Raw genomic sequence first — 25045 nt, 5'->3', positions numbered from 1 at the left:
TAATAAATATTATAAATATTTTAAAATGTCTGCTCCCAATGCATAGGCAGCTTTTTTATATTGATCATTTTCATAAACCTGCAATTTATATGTGCTTACATTAAGGTTTTGTATGAACTCCATACCAAGATAATTGGAAAGCATATCGATAGATTCAACGATATTTTGAACTCCTGCATTGACTTCATTGATATCACCATAGGTAGTTAATAATACAATTCTTTTATTTAATAAGATATTATGATTTACTGCATATAACCGATCTAAAAAAGTTTTTAACTGTCCACTCATATTAAAAACATAGACAGGCGTAGCAAGAACCAAAACATCTGCTTTTTCTACACTTCTATAAATATCTTGCATATCATCCTTTAATACACATTGACTTTGACTACTTTTTTGACAGGTATTGCAGCCTGTACAATATTTTATATTTTTTGACTGGAGATAAATTGTTTCTATTTGGGCTGATGGTGCTAAATCTTCTACACCTTTTAAATACTCTTTTAATAAAATAGCTGTATTTCCTTGCTTTCGTGGACTTGCTAAAACAGATAATATATTCATATTTATTCTTTCCTTTCAATTAATTCGGTGAATGAGTACTTTTGTGCGCATATATGCATATTATAGCGTTTTTAAAAAGACATACCTGCCTTTTTAAATTTTACTGCTGTATTAATTTTTTTAAATTGATTGCTGTTAATTCGAATTTTTCAAGAATATATTTATCGTTCAATTCATAAAGAACATTTCTATTTTCTTTTGTTTTATTAACTATTCCATATCTATGCATTAATTCTAAATGTCTTGAAATAACTGAACGATCCTGTGTGAAATTTTCAGAAATATCTTTGATATTCTTAGTGCCGTTAACAGCAAGATATTTCATAATATCACATCGTACCGGATCAAACAAAGTCTTAAAAAATTCAAAATCAATACTTTCTTCTATTTCTTTGGCGCAGTCTAAAATTAAATCATTTTCATTCATATTTATCACCTAATTAAGATTATATATGCACACTCATGCACTTGTCAATAATAATTTATAGGCATTATTATGAGCCATTTATACAATCCAGTTAATTACGATGCATTCGGTATAAAATTTAAATTAGATGATATAGTATTTTTTGTTTTCTTATAGTAGATAAAAAACACTCTTACTCTTATAAATGCAGCAGTAAAATTAATTTAATAAGTTTTTAAAGGCAACAAATCTATAATTCATACTTTACTCATTTTTATTTAAAGGTTGTTGCTGGGTGACACAGTGCAGCATCCCTCCGTACTGATACAAGCTAGTAACATTAATAGGTATAATTTTTCTGTCCTCATATTCGTAATGTGTCTTTTTACGCCAGCCATCAAAGGTAAAGTCGACGATGGTAAGTACATCATTCTCATCATACACGAATATTGGGCCGGTATCCCGTGACCAGACATCATCAGACTTGGCAATGACAAAGTCAATCATTGTCATATTAATACCTTTATCTGTCAACAAATTCGTAATTCTTTGTTTTTCTGTTCCATTGTAAGCAATGATATGAACTTTTTCACCAGTATACAGAGCATCTACCATTTCAAGCCAAATGCCTTCCACATCATCACGATATTTTTTGCCATATGTATAATAATGTGGCCAGCTAAGCCATGTGCCCTCATGTTCCCTTTCCTCTGCTGGAAAATAGTAGTTGCTCATATTACTCACCTCTTTATCAATTTTTATAGCAGATTGTTCCAACTGTGTGTCTTAGCTTTTAAAAGTTGGTGCAACGGTCATCTAAAAGAAAACAATTTTTTCATTTAAAATTTTTCTTTCTCTGCTATAAAAAAGAATACACCTTAACACTGTGTTAATGTCAAGGTGCAATTTTAATGGAGATTTCAGTAATATATTCCGCTATATCTGATGTATTGGTACTATCAACAAAATAACGTTCTATAAAGGGTTCAGTCAAATGCTGCTTTTGCTTCTGTGTATAAAACAGCAGCTTATCATAGGCTCCGTCAATACTACAATAATCGCCATAGTGAAATGTTGTCAGATACCAACCTTCCTGTAAGACGATGCATTGGAAGTTTGTATGGTCGAGCAGCTCCTTTTTGCTACTAAGAAACATTTGTAGCAGCCAGTGCCTATGTGAATTTGTTTCTACACTATCTGAAATTGCTACAAAATTTCCACCATATTTGATAATATAGTTCATTTCACCACCAACTTTCTAAAATAGGGAAGCTTGGACAAGTTATAATATAACTAATCAGCATTCCAAATTACTATTTATTAAACATCTTCAGAATCAATTAATTTATATCCAGCATAAATAAGAGCCTTGGCAAACAGTCCTCGACCATTAATCAATTTTCCTGTAAAGCTCCCATCATAAATTCTATTAACTCCACAAGTCGGACTACGTGACTGAAGAATTACTAAATCAATATCTTCATCTTTTATTTTTTCTAATGCCAATTCAACCCCTTTTCGATATTCCTTATCAACATTTTTACCATTACATTCAGTAACGCATCCATCTACTATTTCAGCAGAAGCTCTTGGGATACTCATACCAGCTAACATTTCTGGACAAATTTCAATCACTTCTTTATCTCTTAAAAAATCTACTACTCTTGAATTTAGGTTATTACCACCATTATATTTACAGTTACCCCCTGTATCGAAGCTACTATCAGAACACAATTTTTCAACCTCATTATTATCATGTGAACACAATTCATTAGTTCTATGTCTGCCTCTTGCATTTTTTCTTTGAGGTTTAAATTTATCTCCATTTAAACTACTCTTAAATCCTGTTTTATAGACAAATGTAATTTGTGCAGGGTCTTTATTTCCCTCTTCATTAATTCCACCTATAATAACTTTTTCTACTACACTTTCAAAAACAAATCTGTCAAATTCCTCTAATACCTCATTTTGTTCTAATGTCGTCTTAAATTCTTTTAAACGATGTTTTATTTCTTTTTCATTTTCAGAAATTTCACCAAGCTTTTTTCTATCTTTAATAAGATTTTCTTGAGTTAATATTAAATCAGCATATTTCGCTTCATATGTGGCTTTATCAATTGAATCCTCTAACCTCATATCAATTAACTTATTTTTCTTTTTCTCTATTGTATTTATTTCCTTATCTATTTTGGATATTTGCTTGTTAACACTACTACTATTTAAATTCTCCTCCATTCTCTTCAAAAATTCTTCAAGCACTTCTTTATTATCAGAGCATAATAGACGATAACTTTCTACAAATGCATCTTCGATAGCTTTTTCTGGTATAGCTTTGCTATCACTGCAAAATTTCTTTCCTTTTTTAGTAGCTGTAACACACTGCCAAACAACTTTACTGTGGTCTGTTCCACTATGCCAGTTTCGTCTAGTTAATGTACCACTGCAAAAACCACATTCAAGCAGACAACTAAAAGCATATTGTCTACTGAATTTTTCTCTTTTAATATTTCCGCCACTAATTTTAACCCTGTTTTGATTCCTTCTTTCTAAAATTGCCTGTGCCTTTTCAAAAGTTTCTTCATTAATAATAGCTTCGTGATGGTCTCTAATATAAAATTTATCTTCTTCACCAAAGTTATCTAGCCTTCTCTTTGAAATTGGATCAACAGTAAAAGTCTTTCCCATAAGCAAATCGCCTTTATATTTCTCGTTTTTAATTATTCCAATTACGGTTGATTGAGCCCATGAACTGCTTCCATACCTTGTTTTATATCCAAGATTCTCTAATTCTTTACCAATTACTGAACCTCCAGCTCCCTCAATATATCGATTGAAAATATATTGTACAATTTTAGCTTCTTCTTGATTTACAGTTATTGTTTTATCCTCTGGATGATAGTCATAACCTAAGCATCCTTGAAATCCAACCAATTCGCCGCGTTTCATTTTCATTTTAAGTCCCTTTTTTACATTTGCAGATATATTTTCAACTTCTTGTTGAGCTACAGAGCTAAGAACTACAAGAAGTAATTCACCATCCATTGTAAGAGTATTAATCTTTTCATCCTCAAAATGAACAGCAATATTCTTTTCTTTTAGCATACGAACATATTTTAATGTGTCTAAGGTGTTTCTTGCAAAACGTGAAATAGATTTTGTAATCACCATATCAATTTCATCATTCATACATTCATTAATCATTCTTTGAAAATCTTCTCGTTTTGTCACCTGTGTTCCTGTAATTGCTTCGTCTGCAAAAATTCCAGCCATAGCCCATTCTTTATTTTTCTTGATTAATTCTGTATAATAGGCTACCTGAGATTTATAACTATTTAATTGGTCTTCACTATCAGTACTCACTCTACAATAAGCAGCTACGCGTAATCGTTCAATTGTTTTTCCATTATTTCGACCTGTAGTTGTACCTTTAGCTTTTATTATTTCAACTTCTTTCACATAAACCACCCTTTCGTATTCTCTTTGTTGTGTTAATTATACAACAAAAGCAGCTACTATTCAAGCAGTTATATCTGATACTATCTTATAATCTTTCATAAGTCCTTTTTTTACTTTTGCATATTCTTCTTCTGAAATAAGCTTACGAACAAGTAATTTTTTTAACATTGCAAGTTGCATACTGTAACTAATTAAATCCTTGTTCATATAATCCCCCTTTCTACTAATCTTGTTATTTATTAAACAAATCGAATAGCTGTGGCACAGCTCACGGGAATCCAACCCCTGCATGGTTCTCATGCAGCCGTATCCATTGTCTGCGACGGTTTTATCACGCTCGGACTAAAGCTATACGGGAGTATCATTATTACAATAAGAAGTCATGGCAGTAATCTTGCCAAAGATTACTTACAGAGCACTGACAATAATCGCTTGCTTTACGGTCATGGCGTGTCAGTCTGTCGGCTATCTTCTTATTAAAACGTATTCGATTGTTTTATTCAGTTTTCAAAGAACAATAAAAACTTTTAGATTTCAGTCAATAATTATTTCACTAACTTTTATATGATATTAGGTAAAGCATTTTGGGAAGAGAATAAAATATATACTTCACATTAAATCTCTAAACTACTATAATCTCAAAATTGAAAATCATATTCATTACAGCAGTTTGTATTCTACCATTTAATTCACTGTCTACAACCATATAAACATTCCCATAATCATCATACATTTTGCGTAAACTTAATTTTGATATATAACCATCATAGAAGTTTAAAACTCTTTTAATTGATTCCTTATCTCCATCCACAGCAGCTACAATAATATCAAATGATAGGTGTTTATTCTTCTTCATATTCTGATTCCTCCTTGTACATTTTTTTAATTTTTTTTAGTGCGCTTGTCCTATGTCGATAAATTGTGCTGCGTACAAGATTCATAAGTTTTCCAATTTCTAAATCTGACATATCCATAAAGTATGACAGTAAGATAATATTTCTTTTCTTCTCTGGTAGTTCTTTTAGAACTTTACTTAACTGCTCATCCGTTATTTGTACTTTCATTCCAAGAACATTAAATGCTGTGTATTCACTAGGATATTTGTCTATGTTATAAAAATCCTCCAATTTTACTTCCAATAAATCAGAAAATGAAATTTCATTTCTCCAATGTCTGGAAATATCTCTATAATACTTACTTCTCTCATGCTTAATGATTTTCTTTGTAAGACAATCAAATTGAGCCTCAATTGCCTTTTCAAAAGAAGATGATTGTATAAATTCACCCCATTTCTGTCACGAAGTGGTTGAGGGCTTCCCTCTTTCCCCTTTCCGCAACGTAACTTCCAAAAGAGGTGACTTTTGTTGCATTCCCTTAAAAATTTTTTAATTAAAATTTTAAAAATCCAAAAAAGCACATAATCAGACTGTTTAATCTGTTTATGTGCTTTTGATTTAATTATGTTTTCAATATGTTGCCAAAATCCAATTTTGCAATATTTCCCACTTACCGCTGTATAATGAATTTTTTTATTATAGAACCTAAAGTATAATTTTATTATGCAATTATATATTTTAATAGCAGCTCCCCCCTATTAGCCGCCGTTTATAAAATTGACATTAGTTATTAGTTGTTCCTTCCGAATTTCAAGAAAAAAATACGACGGCTTTGATTATTCAAAACCGCCGTATAACTATATTTAAATGAGAGCAATAAAAATGTACTGCTGCAATAGCGGTTTTTTTTATTTACCGTACAACAGTATATTTTTTCAAACAATGCATAACCAGAATTATAAAACCTAATAATACGTTTTTCTATACCTACTCTACACTTATTATGAACTGTAAAATATACTAAGGTGATTAATATCCATAACAAAGATGGAAAATATAATTTTACGACTTTTGTATTTGCCATTAAAAAAGTCCAAATGAAAGAAGATATGTCTAGTAATCTAGTAGGAAATATCATTGGTATTAACACTCATTTTTCAACAAACATTAAAAATAATGGTTAATATCTAAGCTAAGTTCGCAAGTATTTTATGATTTAGTAACACTACTAAATATTTCAGTAGATAAATATTTCTATTATGATAGCACTCTTATAAAAAATAATAAACGCAGGCAAATAGAAACTCAAATGGATAGTTTTAATGACAAAGAGTTAATGCTTATAGAATCATTAGCCAAAGGGATTATTCGCTCTAAGAAAATTCAGTAGTAATAATACCTTCTATTTTTAAGTTTGTCCAATCATTTGTAATTTTCTACAATATACATATTCATATTTATTTAACTTTAATAATTTACCTAAAAGTTGCTTACCTTTCTTTGAAAATTTTAAACACTTCTATAGATTTAGAAGTGACCAAATTATTAAATTCAATTTAGTCACTATTAAATCCATTAAATGGTTCTTTCCAAATTATATAACTTGTTTTAAACCAATTACAATCAACATTACTCCAGCTGCTATAATTGCTTTATTTCCTAAATTAAACTTATTAAAGAAAGCCGTAATATAGTTTCCTATCCATAGTACCAAAAAGCTTATTAATGCTGAAAAAAATGCAATCAAGAATGAATTTAATCCCAACATCCCTGAACTTAAGCACCCACCAATATTGTTAATTGAGAGAGCTATTCCAAGCAACGTAGCTTCTTTATAATCTATATTTTTATAATTATTAATATTTACTTTTTCTGATTGGTTTACAATCTTAAAGAAATTATTCTTACCTATAGTGTCAGTTCCATATTGAAAAGTAACTTCTTTATTAAAGTATAATCCAGTTATGGTCAATATGCCTATTGAAACAAGTAGTAGCATGCTTATTATAGATGAAATATGTTGATTTAAAAATCCTGATATAACTTTTCAAAAAAAGCCTGAAAGAAAAGAGACAGAAAAAGTAATAATAGCAATCCATAAATTTTTCAAAGTTGATATTTTTACTCCCCTAATGGAATAGGATATTCGAACACTTATATTATCGATATTATTCGCCATTGCAATTAATATTAAGTATGTACAATCCATTGCGCTATTTCCTTTCATTTAATAAATTATTTAGTTTATTTTAATTTAATGCTCTTGATTTAAACAACAGGTTCATTGAATTGTGCTCACAAGTAATTGCGCAGTTTTAGTTGCGCTTTTAGATGATACTTCCATTTACTTGTTATAAAACTCAACTTTGGGATTTAAACAAAAATCTTCATCTAATCCTTAATTAACTGAGAACCCAAGTAAAGCTATTGCCGTCATAGTTACACTAACAACTGTTATTTTTCCGGTACCAAAGTAATTGATTATCCTATCACTAAATAGACTTGAAATAATTGTTCCACCTGAAATAATCATTGAAATAATTCCAGCATCGGACATTGGTATTGACAAATCAGTATGCATTGCGGGCCATGATGAACCCAATAAAGAATCTGGTAGTCCAAGTCCAATAAAAACTAAATAAATATTACTAAAAACAGTGTTAACATTCTACTTTCCTTTCTAATTGTAATATAAAAATTATCTAGAAAGCTCTCCAAAATTTACTTTCCATAATTAAGAAGCATCTAGTATAAAAAGTATCTATTTATACTGGATACTTTTTAAGTTATATTTTTTCACCTCTGTTTCTATGCGCTGAGTTTGAACTGATAATTCCTGAGTAGATACAGCTAGTTCTTCTGCTGTTGCTGAATTTGTTTGAATCACTTGAGATATTTGATTAACTCCAGTAGTCATTTGTGCAATAGCTTCAGCTTGATTCTCAGATGCAACAGTTATTGCATTAATTAAGTTTGCTGTATGATCTACATTTCTAACTATAATTCCCAATGAAGTTGCAGTTTCCTTAACTAAACTTTCTCCATTACTTACTAACAATAAGGAATTTCCTACAATTTTTGTAACATTATTTACTGCTTCAGCAGATTTTTCTGCAAGCTGCCGAACTTCTTCTGCAACGACTGCAAAACCTTTCCCAAACTCACCAGCTCTCGCTGCTTCAATCGCCGCATTTAAAGCTAAAAGATTAGTTTGAGATGCAATTTCCTCTATTGTATTTATAATTTCAGCTATTTTCTTTGAAGCACTACTTATTTCATACATTGATTTCACTAATTTTAGCATTTTATCATTTCCTTCTTTTACAATTATCTTTGTATCATTTGAAAATTCATTAACCTTTTCAGCATTTTCAGTATTCTTTTTGACTTGATCTAATATTTCGTTAAAACTAGCAAAAAGTTCCTGAACTGCTCCAGCTTGATTTGTAGATCCTTCAGAGAGCATTTTAGTAACTAAAGATAACTGTTCTGATCTGTTAGAAATCGTAGAGATCGATTGTTTCATGTTAAAAAAAATAGTATCTAATGAATTGATAATATTATTAAGAGACTTTTGTATGGGAGAAAAATCGCCAATGTATTCAATTGATGAATCCAAATGTATATCTAAAACTCCACTTGATATTTTTTCTAGCGTATATGTTATATCACTAATATAAGTTACCAATCTTTCAATAGCATCGGTTAAATCTCTAGACATTTCTCCCATCTCATCTGCTGAATTATACGTAGTATCTATTTTAAGCTTTCCAGACGATAAGTTTTTTGCTATTTCCTTAATATGATTAATTCCTTCAATTAAAACACTTTCTAATGTTTTAATTAATAGAAACGATACTAGCATTAGAATAATCATTATAAGAACGATAAATCCAATAGACATGTTTCTATACATATTAGAACTATTCACAAATAATTTAGCATTATTTTCGGATATATCAAATATCTTTATTATTGAATTCTGAGTCTTTAAAGTTAGTACTGAATATGTATCTTGACTTACCTTCATAACTGAAATGCTGACATTAGATTTTAATAAATCACTTAATTTTTTTCTATTATCTTCAGTGCTTTTCAAGCTTGATATAAATTCATTCAATAATATTGGATCTTCATTAAATTTTAATTTTAGTATCTCTACATTATTCATCAACTTTTCGTTTTCTTTATCTGCTAAATCTAAATAAATACTTCTACTTTTTGGCTCTGTCTCTGCTATTGCCCTATACATATTCATATTTATTGTTTGCAGGTTAATCCTAATATCTGAGATAGTTTGGGTAATTTTATATGGTTTTTCATATAATGAATTTGTTCTAGAAGATATAAATAATACAACAGATATCACTATTATCATAAGAAAAAAATTAAGTACAAAAATCATTTCAAGCGTCATCTTCAACTTATCGTGAATAGAATGATTTTTGATAAGGTGTTTTAAATTATTATACACACCAATTCCTCCTCTGAAAAACTATCCCTTTATAAAAGAACTCACATTTTAATAAAAGAAATGCTTAAAATCTAAGATATTAATTTAACATCTTAGATTTTAAATTATTTTACTTTATAAATTATTAAAGCTCTAATTTTCTATTAATTTTAATATTTCATATTTTTCGGGCATAGATTTAATAGCACCTTTTTTAGTAGTTATTAATGATGCTGCTGCATTTGCAAAAATAAGCATTTCTTCTAAATTCTCTTGTGATAGCCTTTCCAAATCATTCTCTAAAATGTAATTTAAGATAGACCCACAAAATGTATCTCCTGCACCTGTTGTATCTACTGTATTTCTTTGTAGAAATCCTTTCTTTTCTGCAACAATTTCTTTATAATATGCTTTACTACCATTCTTGCCCATCGTAACTAGAACTAACTTTATATTATATTTATTTCTAAGGTATTTTACGCCTTCATCTATATCTTTTAATCTAGTTACAAATTCTAATTCTTCATCTGCTATTTTTAAAATATCACAATATTCCAAACCATACATTATTTGTTCTTTAGCTTCATCAAGTGATTTCCATAATGGTGGTCTTAAATTGGGGTCAAAAGAAATTAATAAATTATTTTCTTTTGCAAATTTCAAAGCTTTTTTAGTTGCATTTCTTACTCCTTCATTTGTCATCGACAAAGTTCCAAAATGAAATATTTTTGATTTTTTAAATATATCTTCTTTTATTTCATCTTCTCTAAGCATCATATCTGCACCTTTTTCTCTATAAAATGAGAAACTTCTATCTCCATCTTCTGCAGTATGAACAAATGCGAGAGTTGTATTTACTTCCTCATCAAGTACCAAATTATCAGTATTTATTCCAACTTGCTTTATGGTGTCATTTAATAATAATCCAAATTGGTCTTTACCTACTTTACCTATAAAGGAAGTTTTCTTTCCTAGCTTATTTAGAATTGTTAGCACATTACATGGAGCACCACCTGGATTTGCTTCAAATAAAATGTTTCCTTGATTACTTAATCCATTTGATGTAAAATCAATAAGCAACTCTCCTAAAGCTACAACGTCAAATTCTTTGCTTGTACACATTTTCCCAGCTCCTTTCATATTTAATTATTTCATAGAAGTTTTCATTCCCCAAGTAATTAATGAATTGATAGACAATTCACCATTTTTACTTACAATATAATTTTTATTTTGCTCATTTCCAGCAAATACATTACAAGAATGAATTATTTGATAATTACAAGTGAAAATTTCGATAGAACTTTGATCTGAATAAATGTGTATATCTAATGTATCCTTATTTTTATGCTTAATTATGCTTCTTGAAATTCCTTTGCTCCAACCGTCTGAATTATTTCTGTCAAATGTTAATTCTGATTTTTTTAGATTAAAATTAATCACTGTTTCCTTATTTTCAGAACACCTTAAAAGTAATGAAAAACTTTCTGCAGTTGTCTTTCTCAAATCAATTTCCATTTTTATTTCGTAAGCAACACCATCTCCAGCTGTTACTTCATACTTGTTATTACCTATCTCAACATTTTCAATTTTTTTCTCATCGAAGCGAAGTAATTGAAACTCTTCAACTGGTATAAATTGTAGAGTATTATCATCGCATAATTTTACTTCTCTTGGAATTCCAAATGAACCACACCAATTTTCCTTAAATGTTGGACCCCAATCTTTCCACCAAGGCATCCAATCCCAGGCATTTGCCCATCCAACAATTAATCTTCTACCTTTATGATCTAAGAATGATTGCGGTGCATAATAATCAAATCCCCAATCTATTTCGCCTGTAGTATGATAATCAAATTTTCCTGTCTCATAATTCATATCTCCTACCAAATATACAGTGGTACGCTCATGTAATCCCATTGGTGAAAACATTAAAACATGTTTATCTCCTAATGAATAGAAATCTGGACACTCCCACATGTATCCTAATTCTCCACGACTTTCAGCTAATACATTAACAAATTCCCATTCTTTTAAATTACTAGATTTATATAGTAACGCTTTTGCTAAATTATCTTTTTTCGCTCCGCAAATTAAGTAGAAATGATCTCCATGTTTCCACACTTTAGGATCTCTAAAATTAGCCTGTTCATATCCTTCTGGTGCTGTTATTATTGGGTTTTTTTCATACTTTTCAAAGTGTACTCCATCTTCACTATATGCTAAACATTGAGTTTGTATAAATCCATTACCATAATTTGTTGTCCCCGTATATAATACATATAATACACCTTCATGCTCAATTGAACTTCCTGAAAAACATCCCCCTTCCTTGTGATGATCATAGTGCTCACTTGGTGCCAATGCTATTGGCAAGTACTCCCAATTAACCATGTCATCACTTATAGCATGTCCCCAATGCATTTCTCCCCAATAAGAGTTAAATGGATTGTATTGGTAAAAATAATGATATTTATCTTTAAAATATATAAGACCATTAGGATCATTAATCCACCCTTCTTCTGCCATAAAGTGATATCGCTGTCTCAGTTTTGCGTTTTCTATGAGTTTCTTTTTTTCATTAATTTCTGCCTGAGCTTTTTCAATATTTTCGTTGAATAGTTCTACTGACATTGATTCTACCTCCTAAAAAAAATCGTCAATCACATATATAAGTAGTGTGCCTTGACGATTTTCAAATTATTATTTTTTATAAATTATCTGTTATTATTTATAATCATCTCTTAGCTTCTTAGCAAATTCAGTATTTAATTTTGATTCTTTTCTAGCTTTATTTTCTTTAATTCTAAATTGTTCTTCTCTAGCTGGTTCATATTCTGTCCAACGTTTGTTATAGCTTTCATGAGCTGCTTTCATTTCTTCATTTAGTTCAACTGGAACTCTTTCTGGAATAACTAATTTAGGAACAACTGGCAATCTATCTTCTACTGGTAAAATAGTTAATGGTTTTGAAGTTGGTAATGTTTGATACCAATAAGCTGTTGAACTCCAATCATCTGCTAAATGATTAGCATGACCATGTTCAATTGTTACTTTTAGACTCTTTTCAAAACGTACGGGGTCTGTTAAATGGAATCTATATGATACTTGGAATCCATCTGTATCCCCTTCATGTACTATTGTTCCAAAGAATGGGAAAGCATTTCTTTGCATACCCCATGCATGGTTAAAATAATCTTCTGTTCCTGTTCCATTTAAACTTGGATATTCTTCTCCATCAATGAAAAGCATATCATTTCCTTCACCCCACCAGCTTCCTTGGAAATGCTTAACTGTTAAATTACATCCTACATAATGTCCTGTTCCTTCTGTTTCTAAAACAACATAGTTGCCCTCTCCTTTTAGATTAGATACTCCATTAACTTCTGGTGAGTTTACTTGTATATCTGGTCCCCATCCGTCACATGGATTTTCTCTTCTCCAAGATGCATGAAAATAAGCTGTATCTTCATCTAAAGGTTCTTTATACATTTCATAATCAATGTTAAAATATAAAATAAATGGAATCTCATTTTCATTTACAATTTCAATCTTTGCTTTTTTATTGAATGGCATTGGAAAGTAACATGATACTGAACAAGGTGCTCCATATCTTCCTGCTTCTTCTGGTTTTAATGAAACATTAAATGGTAATGATGAAAAATTACCTGGATAAGAGTTTCCAATACAGAAGAAATCTCCAAATGGAACTAATACACTAGGGGTATCTTGATCATCCCATGTGATCTTAATTAATGCCTTTCTATAATAAAATGGATCATAGTCATCCCAAATGACTCCTAATGCTGGATGTATTTCCATAACTGGAGCCGCTGTTGCATTTAACTTAGGATCTAAAATACTTGGAGCTTTAACCTTACGACATGAAGACGTCATCCATATATGAGTAATGCACCCTGGTCCCTCTATTTCCCCCAATGTTATACTTTCCCCAGCTGGAATTTCCCAATAATCTTGATTTCTGCCACTCTGATCCCAACTTGTCAATCTGCCATTTCTAGCCTTTTTTACTTTTGTTAAATCCTTAAATAATCCTGAAATGTTACTCATTTTTTACTTCTCCTTTTATTTTGAAATTTTATTATATATATTATTAAAATATAATTTTATCTATGTTATTATCCTTTTACAGCTCCTGCTGTCATACCATCAACTATATTCTTTTGGAATATTCCGTAGAATACTAATTGAGGAATTATCATCATAATGCTGGAAGCAATTATTCCTGCATAGTCAATGTTATACTTTCCTTTAAAGAATGATGCACCTAATGATAATGTATAATTATTTGGATCTTTTAAGATTATTGATGCAAAAGGGAATTCATTCCAAATGTATAGAACATTAAAAATTACAACTGTAGCTATTACAGGCTTTGCCATTGGTATGATTATTTTAGTAATTAATTGCCATAAATTACATCCATCTATTACAGCTGCCTCATCAATTTCGCTTGGAAGCTGCTTTAAATAACCTACAAATAATAAAGTATTAAATGATATAGAACTGGCTACATAAGGTAATATTAATCCTGCTTGTTCTTTTAGGTTTAAAATAGTATTAATTTTATATACAGGAAACAATAAAATGAATGGTGAAATTGTTAATCCTATAATCAAAAAGCTATATATTAAAGTTTTTAACTTGTTATTCTTAAATATCATTCTTGATAATACAAATGAACTTGCAAAAGTAATACTTAATTCAATAGTCATAGTTACAAATACAATAAAGAATGTATTTTTATAAAGCTGAACAAAGTTCAATGTCTCTAGTGCTCTTTTATAATTGTCAAAATTTAAACTTTTAGGAATACTGAGTGCACTTCCGAAGATTTCAGCATTAGATTTAAATGATAATAATAACATCCACAAGAATGGTATTATAACTAACAAGGTTACAATTATTAATAATGAATAGTCAATTATCTTAGTTTGTGATTTTGTTCTTATTTTTACCTTTTCTTCCATACATTTTTCACCCCTGTTTCTTCTCTCTAGATAGTACCGAATAGATTCCTGTAATAATTAATGATATAATAAACGTAACTGTTGCCATTGACATACCATACCCATATTCCCCATTTGAAAATGTTGTTGAATAACTATATGTAACTAGTGTTTCAGACATATGATTTGGTCCACCATTAGTTAATTGTTGTACGACTTCAAATATCTTAAATGTCCCTGTTATAATTAAGATTGCAACAGTTGACATTGTAGTTTTCATCATAGGAATTGTTACATATATTAATCGTTGCCATGACTTTGCGCCATCAACATGTGCGGCTTCAAAAATTTCTTCTGGAATCATCTTTAAGCCTGCAACAAATATAGTAGCTAAGTACCCGAGTTGTTGCCAAAAATAAATGAATGCTACAGAATATGGAGTTAATGTATCACCACCAATCCAAGTTTGTTTAAAAATTTCTAATCCTAGCATATCCAATAATGAATTAATCAAACCTATCTTTGGATCAAAGATAAATACCCATATTATACCTACTATAATAGGTGCAATAATTGCTGGTGAAAAAATGAATGCTTTTGCTGTTCCGTTGAAACGCAATTTTTTATTTATTAGTAAAGCTACTAGAAACGAGCCGACCATTAGTAATATGAATACTACTACAAATATAATAAATGTGTTTTTCAAAGAGATTATAAATGTTGAATCATTAAATAATCTTGTATAATTATTTAAACCTACAAATTTAGCTTTTCCGATTCCTGTATACTTTGTAAAACTGTATCCAACTGCTATTGCTATAGGTGCTACCATATAAACAATATAAATTACCAGTGTTGGTATAAGCATTAATAACATATATCTTTTCTTACTGAGCCAGTACATTTCGTATCCCCCTTTTTATTTTATGTCTACGTTATTTTATATAATTCAAAATCTATTAAATTATTTTTATATTAAAGAGAATTATAAGAGAGTGAATTATATTTAAATCCTTATTAAGAAACTCTATATAACTTAAAGTCTTATTGATGTTTTAAAACGTCATCGATTTTATTTAGAGCTTCTTCTGGGGTATAATTTCCACTCATTGTTCCATACATAGAATCATATAATTGTGCTTGCACTGCTTCATTTAATACTAAATCTGGTTGTGCTTTAGGACTTGTCCACGAATCGTCTTCTAAAGCTTTCATTATTGCTGCAAAGGCTGGCTTTTTACTCATATCAACATCAACTTTATAATTTGTACACGGAACAACAGAACCTTCATATGAGATCTTTGCTGCATCTTTACCATAATAGAATGCTAAGAATTTATAAACTGCATCTTTTTTAACTTTATCGTCTTCGACTTTCTTACTTACACAAATTGGTGCTGAAGAAACTTTCATTTTAACTGTCTGTTTAGAAGTAGTATCACTAAACGTAGGTCCCCACCAAAAACCTGCATTTTCTCCGAGAGCAGTATCTATCTCTGCTGCATCCCACATACCAGAATCAAACATTGCTGCTTTTTGACCATCAAATTGTTCTTTTGCTTGGAAGTAAGTCATAGTTGACATATTACTTGGAAATGTTCCATTCTTACCTAATTCTTGTAGCTTACTGAAGTACTTAACAAATTCAGCATTATTGAATTTTTCTTTCCCTGCTAAAATATTATCAATCTTATCGAAATATCCATATCTTTCAAATCCAATTAAGAATGCCCAAACACTGTATGGATCTTTTGCTCCTTTTGCAATAGGTATTATACCGTTTTCATTAAACTTCTTAGCATCTGCTAATAATTCTTCATAAGTTGTTCCATTCTTAGGAACGTTTACACCATACTGATTAAAAATAGCCTTATTATACCAAATACCTGTAACTAAAGATTGATAAGGTAAACCATATTGAACATTATTAACTTTTGATGCTTCCTTCATATTATCTGGAATTGCTTTTGATACATCTGGATTTGCATTTAGAAACTCATTTAAATCTAATAATAGCCCTGCTTCATTTAGTTGTGGCGCCACACTAGAATCCATCCAGAAAACATCTGGTAATTCACCTGATTGTGCTAACATTTTCATCTTTTTCACATGTTCGTCTTTGTCGCTTCCCTGTATATTGATTTTAACATTTGGATTTTGCTTCATAAATTCTTGTATAATTGAATAAGTTACTGGTTCTTGTTTTTCTACATTGGCTACATGCATACCTAATGTAATTGTTACCTCCTTATTGCTTGATGAATCAGTTTTACCTGAATTTGAGCTGCTGCCACATCCTACTAAGAAAGACATTGTAGTTGATAGCACCGCTACTACTGATAATAATTTTTTGACTCTTTTCATAAATACTCCCCTTTCATGGAACGCGTTCCACATAATCTAAAATTCATGTAGATTCATTTCAGAAATGAATCTACATGATATGAGACCCGTTTCATATGATTTAAATAAAAAATCTTTTATACATAGATTTTATGGAACCTGTTTCCTAGCTTTAATATCGTTTTCATCTTTATTATACTACATAACTTTAATAAGTCAATACTTTAAAGTTGTTTCTCCTTCGTATAGTTGTACATCTAAAACAACCCTTTTATTTTTGTATAACTTTCCATTAGCTAGCTTTAAGATTAATCTAACACTTTCTTTTGCAAGCTTGTCAATTGGTTGCACTATTGCTGTAATGCTAGGATTCATTAATTTTGTTACATATGTTCCGTCATATGCTATTATTTTAATATCTTCTGGTACTTTCTTATTATGTTTTAATGCTTCTTTTAGATAAAAAATCGCTAATAAATCTGCTCCGAACATCCCATCAACATCAGGATATTTTTCAAAAATATCATGAACTACTTTTTCAAAATATATATTGTCAAATATATTCCATTTCAATTCATATGAGTGAACTAAAATATTATTTTCTTGTAATATTCTCGCAAATTCCTCATGTCTTTCATGTGAAGGTGTTTTTACTGCACGTGAACCTTGAAATTGAACCACTTCTTTACAACCACATGAAATCAATTTTTCAGCTGCTAATGCTCCACCCTTTTTGTGATCAACGCCAATCACTGGTATAGATTCTCCAAGATACCTATCTAATGCAACTATTGGTTTTTCTATTTTTAAATACTCTTCTACCGATAATGAGTGTACACCAGTAATGATTCCATCTACAATATGTCTTTTCAACATATCAAGATATTCCACTTCATAGTTCTGTTCCTTTACCGTGTCACAGATCATGGTTTTATACCCATATTCATATAATTCAGCTTCTACATGTTTTACAAACTCTGAAAAAAATGGATGTGCAATATCTGGGACTAATACTGCAATAATCTTTGTTTTTTTATGAAATAGATTTCTTGCTAATTCATTTGGAGTATAATCCAGCTCAATCATGGCCTTAATTATTTTAGACTTAGCCTCCTCCGAAACATATCCACTTCCATTCAATGCTCTAGAAACACTAGCTGGACTTACATTTGCTCTTTTCGCTACATCTCTTATACTAGCCATTCCATAATCTCCTTCTATTTTCTAATACTAAAATTCCTTAAATCCTCCTTTCTATCTATATACAACTTAGGCGTTTGCGAAACGCCGCAACCCGCATAAATGCGGGATATTTTTTTGCAAAATAAAATAACTCTTCACTGATTTATGGTAAAATTGAATTGTTCAAGTAACAAAATCACCATATACATATGATAACATATAAACAGCTTTCTTTGGCAGATACTTTTTCTGATTGCAAAGAAAAATTTGAAAACGACAAATACCAGTTTCTTTCTTTACTCCAAAATACTATTGATCTTGATGATTTAGTTCCTGCTTCTTTCATTAACCATTTTTACGCTTCCACGGGAAGGCCGCGAAAATATCAGCTTTATGCTATGATTAGTGCTTTAATTTTACAACGTATTGTTTCCATTCCTACAGATGCTCTTTTAATTATTTTTCTTAAATATTCACAAGAACTAAGAGACTTCTGTGGCTTTTTAAAAGTTCCTGATTCCTCTAAGTTTACTCGTTTTAAACAAGACTTCCTTTTGGACTTACAATCTATGTTCGACAATCTTGTTGATATGACTGAACCGATATGCCAACAAATTGATGCTAATCTTGCTTCTATGACTATTTTTGATACTTCAGGCATTGAAGCTTTTGTCACTGAAAATAATCCTAAATATGCTAATCGTATTATCAAACAGCTTAAAAATTTTAAGAAGGCATGCGGTTTAGATGATTCCTATGATCCTTATAAAGCTGCCTATGGTTCTATGCCTTCGCATGCTTTTGCAAATCCGGCCATCCAACAAATGATTAGCATCACTATCTTCATTTTCAATCCATATTTTAAAATATGGAATAATAAGCTTTAATTGGCTTTTCAAACCTAAACAAACTTCTTCTTGAGTGTGGACTAGCTCAAATTCATTTTGTCTCAATAATTTTACTTTAAAGTACTTTAATAATTTTTCTAGGTTAGGATTTTGTCTGTTTTCAGCACTAATCATTATAAAACAATACTGATCTTGAAAAATAACTTCGTTGACCATCTAAGAAATATTTGAGAGTATTGCATTCTGTAAATTTATTTTTCGTATTTAACAAAAATCCAGTATCTGCCCATTCTTCAACTTTTGAAATTTCATCAGTACTCCAATTAGCACATTGAGCTAATAACGCGGAGTAAATAGATTGAATTTTTTTGTACGTGTCATTCTTTATGATTCCTTTGTCGTCGATATCTAATGATATTTTACTGAATAATTCTAAGTAGTCTGGCAATTCTAAGCTTGTTCGAAAATTAAAGAAAGCTTTCCAATCTGGAGATAATTCAGGGCCATTGAATACAGGTAAATACTTCCCAGCAACAGCTTTTATTTCTTCTGTGTTAATAAGTACAGAGGCTACAGTTTCACATTTTCCTGAAAGAGTAGGAATACATTGTATGTTTTTAACAAACCATGGAACAAAGTTTTCGACTTCATTACCGTTTGTCCGTCCAGGTCTATTCTCATGCCCCCAATATGCAATTGCTGGTGCTTTAATAATACTTGGCGAATAGTTTTCAATATAATCAGCCCAAAATTTAAAAGCAAACTTAGGGCTATTTTCTGTAAGTTGAATATAATTCATAGTTGTTATATCTCTGAAAAAATCCGCTGTAAAAGTAGTTTGAAAAGGAGTAAACTTTTTATCCTTAGTTTCAAAATATTCGCATTTAAATTCAGCATTGATCAATTCCAATTTAGAATATTTATTTTGGTATGATAATGCTGAAATTCCTTGATTAACTCCAAGCATCTTAAAAAAGCGTTTCCATTCATCCTTCTCAAGGGTGTCTACACAATAAGTTTCACTTACAAAAATATCTTCCTCTATTATTTTTTCAATTTCTAGCCTTGGTTTATAATAATCTGAAAGAAAACAATCTTTGGCTGGACACAAGGATCCTTTTTTAGTAAGAAGTTTTATTCTAGATAGCTGTTTTATCAAATCTTCTTTAAGATTTCCCTTTCTATACAAACTAAACAAATCCCGAATTGTTTGTATAGCATTATGGTTTGTTATATAACTATCGATATTGGGTATAATAGTCTGGGTTATATAGGTTATATCTGTTTTTTCTTTTACTCCTAAACTTTCTAACCAATGTCTACTTTCTGGATCTTCGAGAAGCCAACTCTGTAATTCTTTATGCACAAAAGATAAGTCACTATTAGGATTATCCCAATTTTCATCATCTGCTGTAGGAAAACATATCTGATAAGGGTAATTAATACAATTCTTATGATCCCAAATAAATGGGAACTCCCTAAGTACTTTTTCAGAAATATCTTTAACCTTATCTGATTCACAGAGTCTCTTAAAATATTTTATAAGCTCAATATTATAAGCTATCGTATGTGAATAAGTAAAATGTGTTGAAGATAGAAATGATTTTATATGTTTCCACTCAAAGCATGAGGAACCTAGTTCCTTAAGTTTATGGAAAAAATTAGAATCCTTGGCAAATTGCTTAGAACAACCAAACTCTTTTGCCCTATCCCTATCAATAAATTTCTTAATAGGATCTTCACCTATGAATTTTTTCTCAGATAAATACGTAAAATCAACTATTGTGTCTTCAATTTTAATTGAAAGTCCTTCTCTAGAAATAACAAATGGAATATTTTTTAGTGCATCTCTAATTCCCTCATTAAATTTTCGCCCTAACTCGTCAGAAATGGTTTCCTTAGGTATTAATTGATATGCTTGAAAATTAAACTCAGTTTTCACTAGTTCTGAGATCCACTTAAAAATTTCAATGGCAATTATTTTAAAAAGCCATTGGTTCCATTTTGAATCAGCATGAAGTGATTCACGATTAGCGGCAGTTAAAAAGCTTGTATTAACAAGTACTGGCAAAGAATACTTTGTTTCATCAGTTGGTAAATATGAGTATAGGAGTTTTTCTTGATTAGAAAGCTCTGTAATCCCATCACTCCCAACTTTAGCAGCTAAAGACAACTCTATAGAATCAGCATTGAGTAACTTCTCTGGAATATTTCTTTCATCTTGCAGTACAGCCCTTACATCTTTAGGGACTGTTAAATTAATTGTTTTTATTAACCAGTCAACTTTTGAGCTGCTGCCTTTCTGTAAAGTAATTCTATCCTTTCTTGTTCGATCTATTTTAACAGTGACTGCTTCTGTTATATCAAAATTAATTTCACAGATATTTTTAAGAAATAAAAACATATTTAAGTTTTGAGATAAAATTTGAGCAGCCTGACTCGTCTCATTCACATTCTTCATTTGAATTATTGTCGCAACATTTGCGTTATTTTTTCTAAGAAATTGATCAATAGCCTCCAAAACTTCTTCTACTTCTATATATATGGGTATTATCTGCCAAGGAAATTGGAATTTTCGGTCGTTATTTTCCTCCCAAACTACCTTTGTTTCTTCCTTCCATTTCCATTCAAATGGATATGAATCATCAAATTCTTTTTCTAATGCTTCAAGCATTACTGGGTTTTCTAAAATTTTTTCTAAGTGCTCATTGCTGTTCATCTAATACCACCTTTAGTTTTTGATTTTCCCCCTTACTTACTAGCACTGAAAAAAATTGATTTTGGCTGAGAAATTGAAGCTTTTTTAGAAAGAAACATTTTTATCACTAGTTGCCACTTTTAAAACACCCGTACCAATCACGCTTTGAGGTGCTAAAAATAAGAAAAGCCCCCTATCTACGATTGATAGGGGGCTTTAGGTCGAGAAAATATATCTATTTAATTTTTTTCTTATATTTCGATGTTACATTCGAAAAATATAAAATGTAATAATCTAAAATTAAAGAAAGCCAGAAACAGGAGCACACTCCATTTTCTGGCTATATTTTTTCTTTGAACGGTCATGAATAATTCGGGATTATTTATGCTCCTGGCGTTGGAGTGGCTCTGAATGCATTTACAGTCTTATCCATAACAACCTGTGCATCACTTCCCGAATCAAGAATCGTATTTTTAAGCGATTCTTTTTCTGCCAATACTGTTGTTACAGTAAGCGGCTTTGATGCTTCGGTACTCAACAAAGCATCGACTTGCGCAGAGAAACAAGAATCACTCATCTCGGCATGAACTTCCGTGGCAACAACATGATTATTAGAAATATAATTTTCATTACCCGAAACAATACGGATGATAACAGGTGTTGCTCCTACTGGCTTAATACTCTCAGTATTAATAACTTCAGAAAAGTGATTCCCAATAACAGAGTTATGATTACCATTAATATGAAGGAGACCATATAGATCATCTAACCCATTGTCTATTCCTAGGAAAGGAGTCCAAGGTTCATGATCGCGTAAGAAATGATTAGAAGCGACCAAGTTTTCCGAACAATTTCCTTTGAATACTACCATTCCTGGATAAAAGGCATGAAGTCTATTATTTGCGATACTCGAACGGGTCACATCCTCAAAACAAATACTGCTCTCACCTCGTGGGAAAATATTATTCGATGTGATTAAAAGTCCTCCAAAGTTTTGAGCGTAAATTGAATATCCTTTGAAACCGGCCCCTATTAAATTATCGGTTATTTTTGAAGCCTGTCCCCAACCTCGTAATTCTATACAGTTACCACATTCAGCGATGAAATTATCATGTATCGTCAGTGCATCTGCATGATAAATCGTCATTCCGTGCTCTAAGTACACAAACCCCATCTCTGAAATCCTAAATGAGTCACAAGCACTTGCCACATAAATCCCTGTTTTCCCATTAACGTATGTATTTTCCGGATTTGTTTTATCTGAACCATCTTCAACAAAATGTAACCCATCGATACAAAAGTTAGAAAACTCCACCGAACTTATTCGAGGATTTCCACTTCGCTCGACATAAAAGGCAGCTCTTTTATATTGGGCGTCATTTCGTTCTAAAGGAATATCGACAAGAATGCGACTTCCTCCCGGCCACAATTCATGCAAATCCGCCCATTCATTCTCAGGAACATTAAAGCGAATACTCGAAGATGTAAACCCGTGTCCAGACCCCATAATTTTAAGAAAACTGATGTCGATAACGACTTGACTGACTAGGCGATAATCACCAGGTGGAATATAGATAACCGCACCCGGCTTCCCGCCTTTATTCACATCACTGTCCGCTTGTCTTTTTTTAATGTCTGCAATCATGCTATTGATGACCTCTCCGATATCCTCATACGGATTACCGATAGGCCACTCTGTTACGTCATAATAATTTTTACTAGCCATAAATAAATTCCCCTATCTGTTTAGTGTATTTGTTCATAAAGCTTTAGTACCGCACTAAATTTTTATCTTAATGAACCATTAATTCCATATCCCTTTTAAATCATAAATTTCAAATGAATGAATCTTTGTTTCACCCCCATGATATGAGAAGGCTACTTTGTTTATTTTATCTTTTGGAAAAACTAAATACGTCAAAGATTTTTCTCCCTCATTGACAAGCACCTCAACCGTTGAGATATCTACAAAGATTCTTAAGTTAAGCGTATGGCTCCTACTTTCCAATTGAACTTCATCTTTCCCTGGAAAAGCGGGGCTAAAATCATGCTCTCCCGAATGAGATCGATCCACAAACACACTATTCTTTTCCCCATTATAACCAATACGTGTATAGTGTTCGTTCCCTTCTTCCGCTAAGTTTAAATAAAATTCACTTTCATTATCTACCTCAAGTGAAACCAAGATTTCTACTGAATCCGTTTCCAAATGCTTCTCAAACGTTTTATCTGGTTCAATCACTACATTTTTCCATTCATGATGTTTTTCTCTTAGTTTCTCTATTTCCTTAATCGGTTGTTGCTTGATTCGCACCCCTTCTTCTGTAGAAATAAGCGTTAACTCCCGTGGCAAAGTCATCGCACCTCTCCAGTTCTCAGTCGGTACAACGTTGGCATAGCACCAATTGTTCATCCATGCAATGTAGATTCGTCTATTATCTTCTTCAGGCATATCAGACCACGTTACACCTGCATAGTTATCACGTCCATAATCCAACCAAAGAACCGTTTCTTCACTATTATCATTAACAAATGTCTTACCATCAAATTCACCAATAAAATATTGTGTTCGAGAACCTTCTTCCCAATTCGGATCGATACCCAGACTAAGAATTAGAACCCACTTCAACTCACCCGTTCCCTCTACAGGTAGTTGGAATAAATCAGGACATTCCCATACCCCTTGATGTGACATCTCTTTTTTAAACTCACTCATGAATTCCCAGTCCTTCAAGTTCGCTGAAGCGTAAAAATGAAGAGACTTTCCACAAGCCAACGTCATAATCCATTTCTTCGATTCCTCATGCCAAAATACTTTTGGATCACGAAAATCTGGATAATTTTCATTAGATAAGACAGGATTACCTTCATACTTTTCCCAAGTTCGCCCTTTATCTTTACTATAAGCAAGGCTTTGAGTCTGGACTACGCGCTTCATATCTGGACATTCATCATGATGAGTGAAAATAGCGACTAAACCATGACCTCTATCAAAGAATCCTGTCGTATCATTCAAATCTACGACTGCACTTCCTGAAAAAATAGTTCCATGTTCATCAGGTTTTAATGCGATAGGCATTTGTTTCCAGCTCACTAAATCTTCACTGATAACATGTCCCCAATGCATAGGTCCCCATACTGTACTTCCTGGATGATATTGATAAAATAAGTGATATTCACCTTCATAATAAACCATTCCATTTGGATCATTCATCCATTTTTCACTCGGTGTAAAATGATATTGTGGTCGATATTGTTCTTCATATAGCTTCATTTTTTCCCCCTTCAT

At 31.2% G+C, this 25045-nt stretch carries 22 protein-coding genes and 1 pseudogene; 2 read left to right on the top strand and 21 right to left on the bottom strand.

Annotated elements, in window-relative coordinates:
- Positions 1-9 precede the first annotated feature (9 nt).
- The 8 genes from RYM86_RS04575 to RYM86_RS04535 all read right to left on the bottom strand — a co-directional run bounded on the left by RYM86_RS04575 (position 10) and on the right by RYM86_RS04535 (position 5568).
- Positions 10-567, bottom strand: a complete 558-nt coding sequence (locus RYM86_RS04575; protein ID WP_315078163.1) for a flavodoxin family protein — start codon at positions 565-567, stop codon at positions 10-12.
- Between the two features lie 100 nt (positions 568-667).
- On the bottom strand, positions 668-994 hold the full coding sequence (locus RYM86_RS04570; RefSeq protein ID WP_315078329.1) for a winged helix-turn-helix domain-containing protein: 327 nt from the start codon (positions 992-994) through the stop codon (positions 668-670).
- A 243-nt stretch (positions 995-1237) separates the two neighbouring features.
- Positions 1238-1708 (bottom strand): agmatine deiminase family protein, encoded by a 471-nt coding sequence (locus tag RYM86_RS04565; RefSeq protein ID WP_315078161.1) that lies wholly within the window; start codon positions 1706-1708, stop codon positions 1238-1240.
- A 160-nt stretch (positions 1709-1868) separates the two neighbouring features.
- Positions 1869-2216: a hypothetical protein gene (locus RYM86_RS04560; protein ID WP_315078160.1), complete on the bottom strand. Its 348-nt coding sequence runs from the start codon at positions 2214-2216 to the stop codon at positions 1869-1871.
- A gap of 77 nt (positions 2217-2293) precedes the next feature.
- On the bottom strand, positions 2294-4429 hold the full coding sequence (locus RYM86_RS04550) for a 2-thiouracil desulfurase family protein (protein ID WP_399547247.1): 2136 nt from the start codon (positions 4427-4429) through the stop codon (positions 2294-2296).
- A 60-nt stretch (positions 4430-4489) separates the two neighbouring features.
- Positions 4490-4636, bottom strand: coding sequence for an SHOCT domain-containing protein (locus RYM86_RS04545; RefSeq protein ID WP_315078158.1), 147 nt, complete (start codon positions 4634-4636; stop codon positions 4490-4492).
- Between the two features lie 415 nt (positions 4637-5051).
- Positions 5052-5285 carry a helix-turn-helix domain-containing protein gene (locus RYM86_RS04540; RefSeq protein ID WP_315078155.1) on the bottom strand — a complete coding sequence of 78 codons (234 nt, stop codon included), beginning with the start codon at positions 5283-5285 and terminating at the stop codon, positions 5052-5054.
- Positions 5272-5568, bottom strand: coding sequence for a sigma-70 family RNA polymerase sigma factor (locus RYM86_RS04535; protein WP_315078153.1), 297 nt, complete (start codon positions 5566-5568; stop codon positions 5272-5274). Before RYM86_RS04535 ends, RYM86_RS04540 begins: the two co-directional genes overlap by 14 nt.
- Positions 5569-6448: 880 nt before the next feature.
- On the opposite strand from RYM86_RS04535, the gene RYM86_RS18490 reads away from it, so the two are divergent.
- A complete protein-coding gene (locus tag RYM86_RS18490; RefSeq protein ID WP_399547284.1) occupies positions 6449-6655 on the top strand; it encodes a hypothetical protein in 207 nt (68 codons plus the stop codon).
- Between the two features lie 204 nt (positions 6656-6859).
- On the opposite strand, the gene RYM86_RS04530 is transcribed toward RYM86_RS18490, so the two are convergent.
- The 10 genes from RYM86_RS04530 to RYM86_RS04485 all read right to left on the bottom strand — a co-directional run bounded on the left by RYM86_RS04530 (position 6860) and on the right by RYM86_RS04485 (position 18231).
- Positions 6860-7264 (bottom strand): manganese efflux pump, encoded by a 405-nt coding sequence (locus RYM86_RS04530; protein WP_399547244.1) that lies wholly within the window; start codon positions 7262-7264, stop codon positions 6860-6862.
- A gap of 399 nt (positions 7265-7663) precedes the next feature.
- Positions 7664-7846, bottom strand: a complete 183-nt coding sequence (locus RYM86_RS04525) for a hypothetical protein (RefSeq protein ID WP_399547242.1) — start codon at positions 7844-7846, stop codon at positions 7664-7666.
- A gap of 180 nt (positions 7847-8026) precedes the next feature.
- Positions 8027-9739, bottom strand: a complete 1713-nt coding sequence (locus RYM86_RS04520) for a methyl-accepting chemotaxis protein (protein WP_315078152.1) — start codon at positions 9737-9739, stop codon at positions 8027-8029.
- Between the two features lie 132 nt (positions 9740-9871).
- Positions 9872-10840 carry a carbohydrate kinase gene (locus RYM86_RS04515; RefSeq protein WP_315078151.1) on the bottom strand — a complete coding sequence of 323 codons (969 nt, stop codon included), beginning with the start codon at positions 10838-10840 and terminating at the stop codon, positions 9872-9874.
- A gap of 24 nt (positions 10841-10864) precedes the next feature.
- Positions 10865-12349, bottom strand: coding sequence for a glycoside hydrolase family 32 protein (locus RYM86_RS04510; protein WP_315078149.1), 1485 nt, complete (start codon positions 12347-12349; stop codon positions 10865-10867).
- A 93-nt stretch (positions 12350-12442) separates the two neighbouring features.
- A complete protein-coding gene (locus RYM86_RS04505) occupies positions 12443-13786 on the bottom strand; it encodes a glycoside hydrolase family 172 protein (RefSeq protein ID WP_315078148.1) in 1344 nt (447 codons plus the stop codon).
- 68 nt (positions 13787-13854) lie between these two features.
- Positions 13855-14706, bottom strand: coding sequence for a carbohydrate ABC transporter permease (locus RYM86_RS04500; RefSeq protein WP_315078147.1), 852 nt, complete (start codon positions 14704-14706; stop codon positions 13855-13857).
- A 7-nt stretch (positions 14707-14713) separates the two neighbouring features.
- A complete protein-coding gene (locus RYM86_RS04495) occupies positions 14714-15589 on the bottom strand; it encodes a sugar ABC transporter permease (protein WP_315078146.1) in 876 nt (291 codons plus the stop codon).
- A 140-nt stretch (positions 15590-15729) separates the two neighbouring features.
- Entirely contained in the window at positions 15730-17049 is a 1320-nt protein-coding gene (locus RYM86_RS04490) for an ABC transporter substrate-binding protein (protein WP_315078144.1), read from the bottom strand.
- Positions 17050-17244: 195 nt separating this feature from the next.
- Positions 17245-18231, bottom strand: a complete 987-nt coding sequence (locus RYM86_RS04485) for a LacI family DNA-binding transcriptional regulator (protein WP_315078143.1) — start codon at positions 18229-18231, stop codon at positions 17245-17247.
- Positions 18232-18419: 188 nt separating this feature from the next.
- Between RYM86_RS04485 and RYM86_RS04480 the strand changes: the two are divergent.
- Positions 18420-19094 (top strand): annotated as a pseudogene (locus RYM86_RS04480) (transposase); the annotation flags it as partial.
- A 130-nt stretch (positions 19095-19224) separates the two neighbouring features.
- Here the strand turns inward: RYM86_RS04480 and RYM86_RS04475 are convergent.
- From RYM86_RS04475 to RYM86_RS04465, 3 genes are all read right to left on the bottom strand, one after another.
- Complete coding sequence (locus RYM86_RS04475; RefSeq protein ID WP_315078142.1) at positions 19225-21777, bottom strand: hypothetical protein; 2553 nt, start codon at positions 21775-21777, stop codon at positions 19225-19227.
- A gap of 361 nt (positions 21778-22138) precedes the next feature.
- Entirely contained in the window at positions 22139-23482 is a 1344-nt protein-coding gene (locus RYM86_RS04470) for a NosD domain-containing protein (protein ID WP_315078141.1), read from the bottom strand.
- A gap of 78 nt (positions 23483-23560) precedes the next feature.
- The gene (locus RYM86_RS04465; protein WP_315078140.1) at positions 23561-25030 is read right to left on the bottom strand and encodes a glycoside hydrolase family 32 protein; all 1470 of its coding nucleotides are present in this window, start codon (positions 25028-25030) and stop codon (positions 23561-23563) included.
- Positions 25031-25045 lie beyond the last annotated feature (15 nt).

The sequence above is a fragment of the uncultured Clostridium sp. genome, assembly GCF_963527835.1.
Taxonomy (GTDB): Bacteria; Bacillota; Clostridia; order Clostridiales; family Clostridiaceae; genus Clostridium.
The sequence above is the reverse complement of the archived record's forward strand: the minus strand, read 5'-3'. Positions and strand labels throughout refer to the sequence as shown.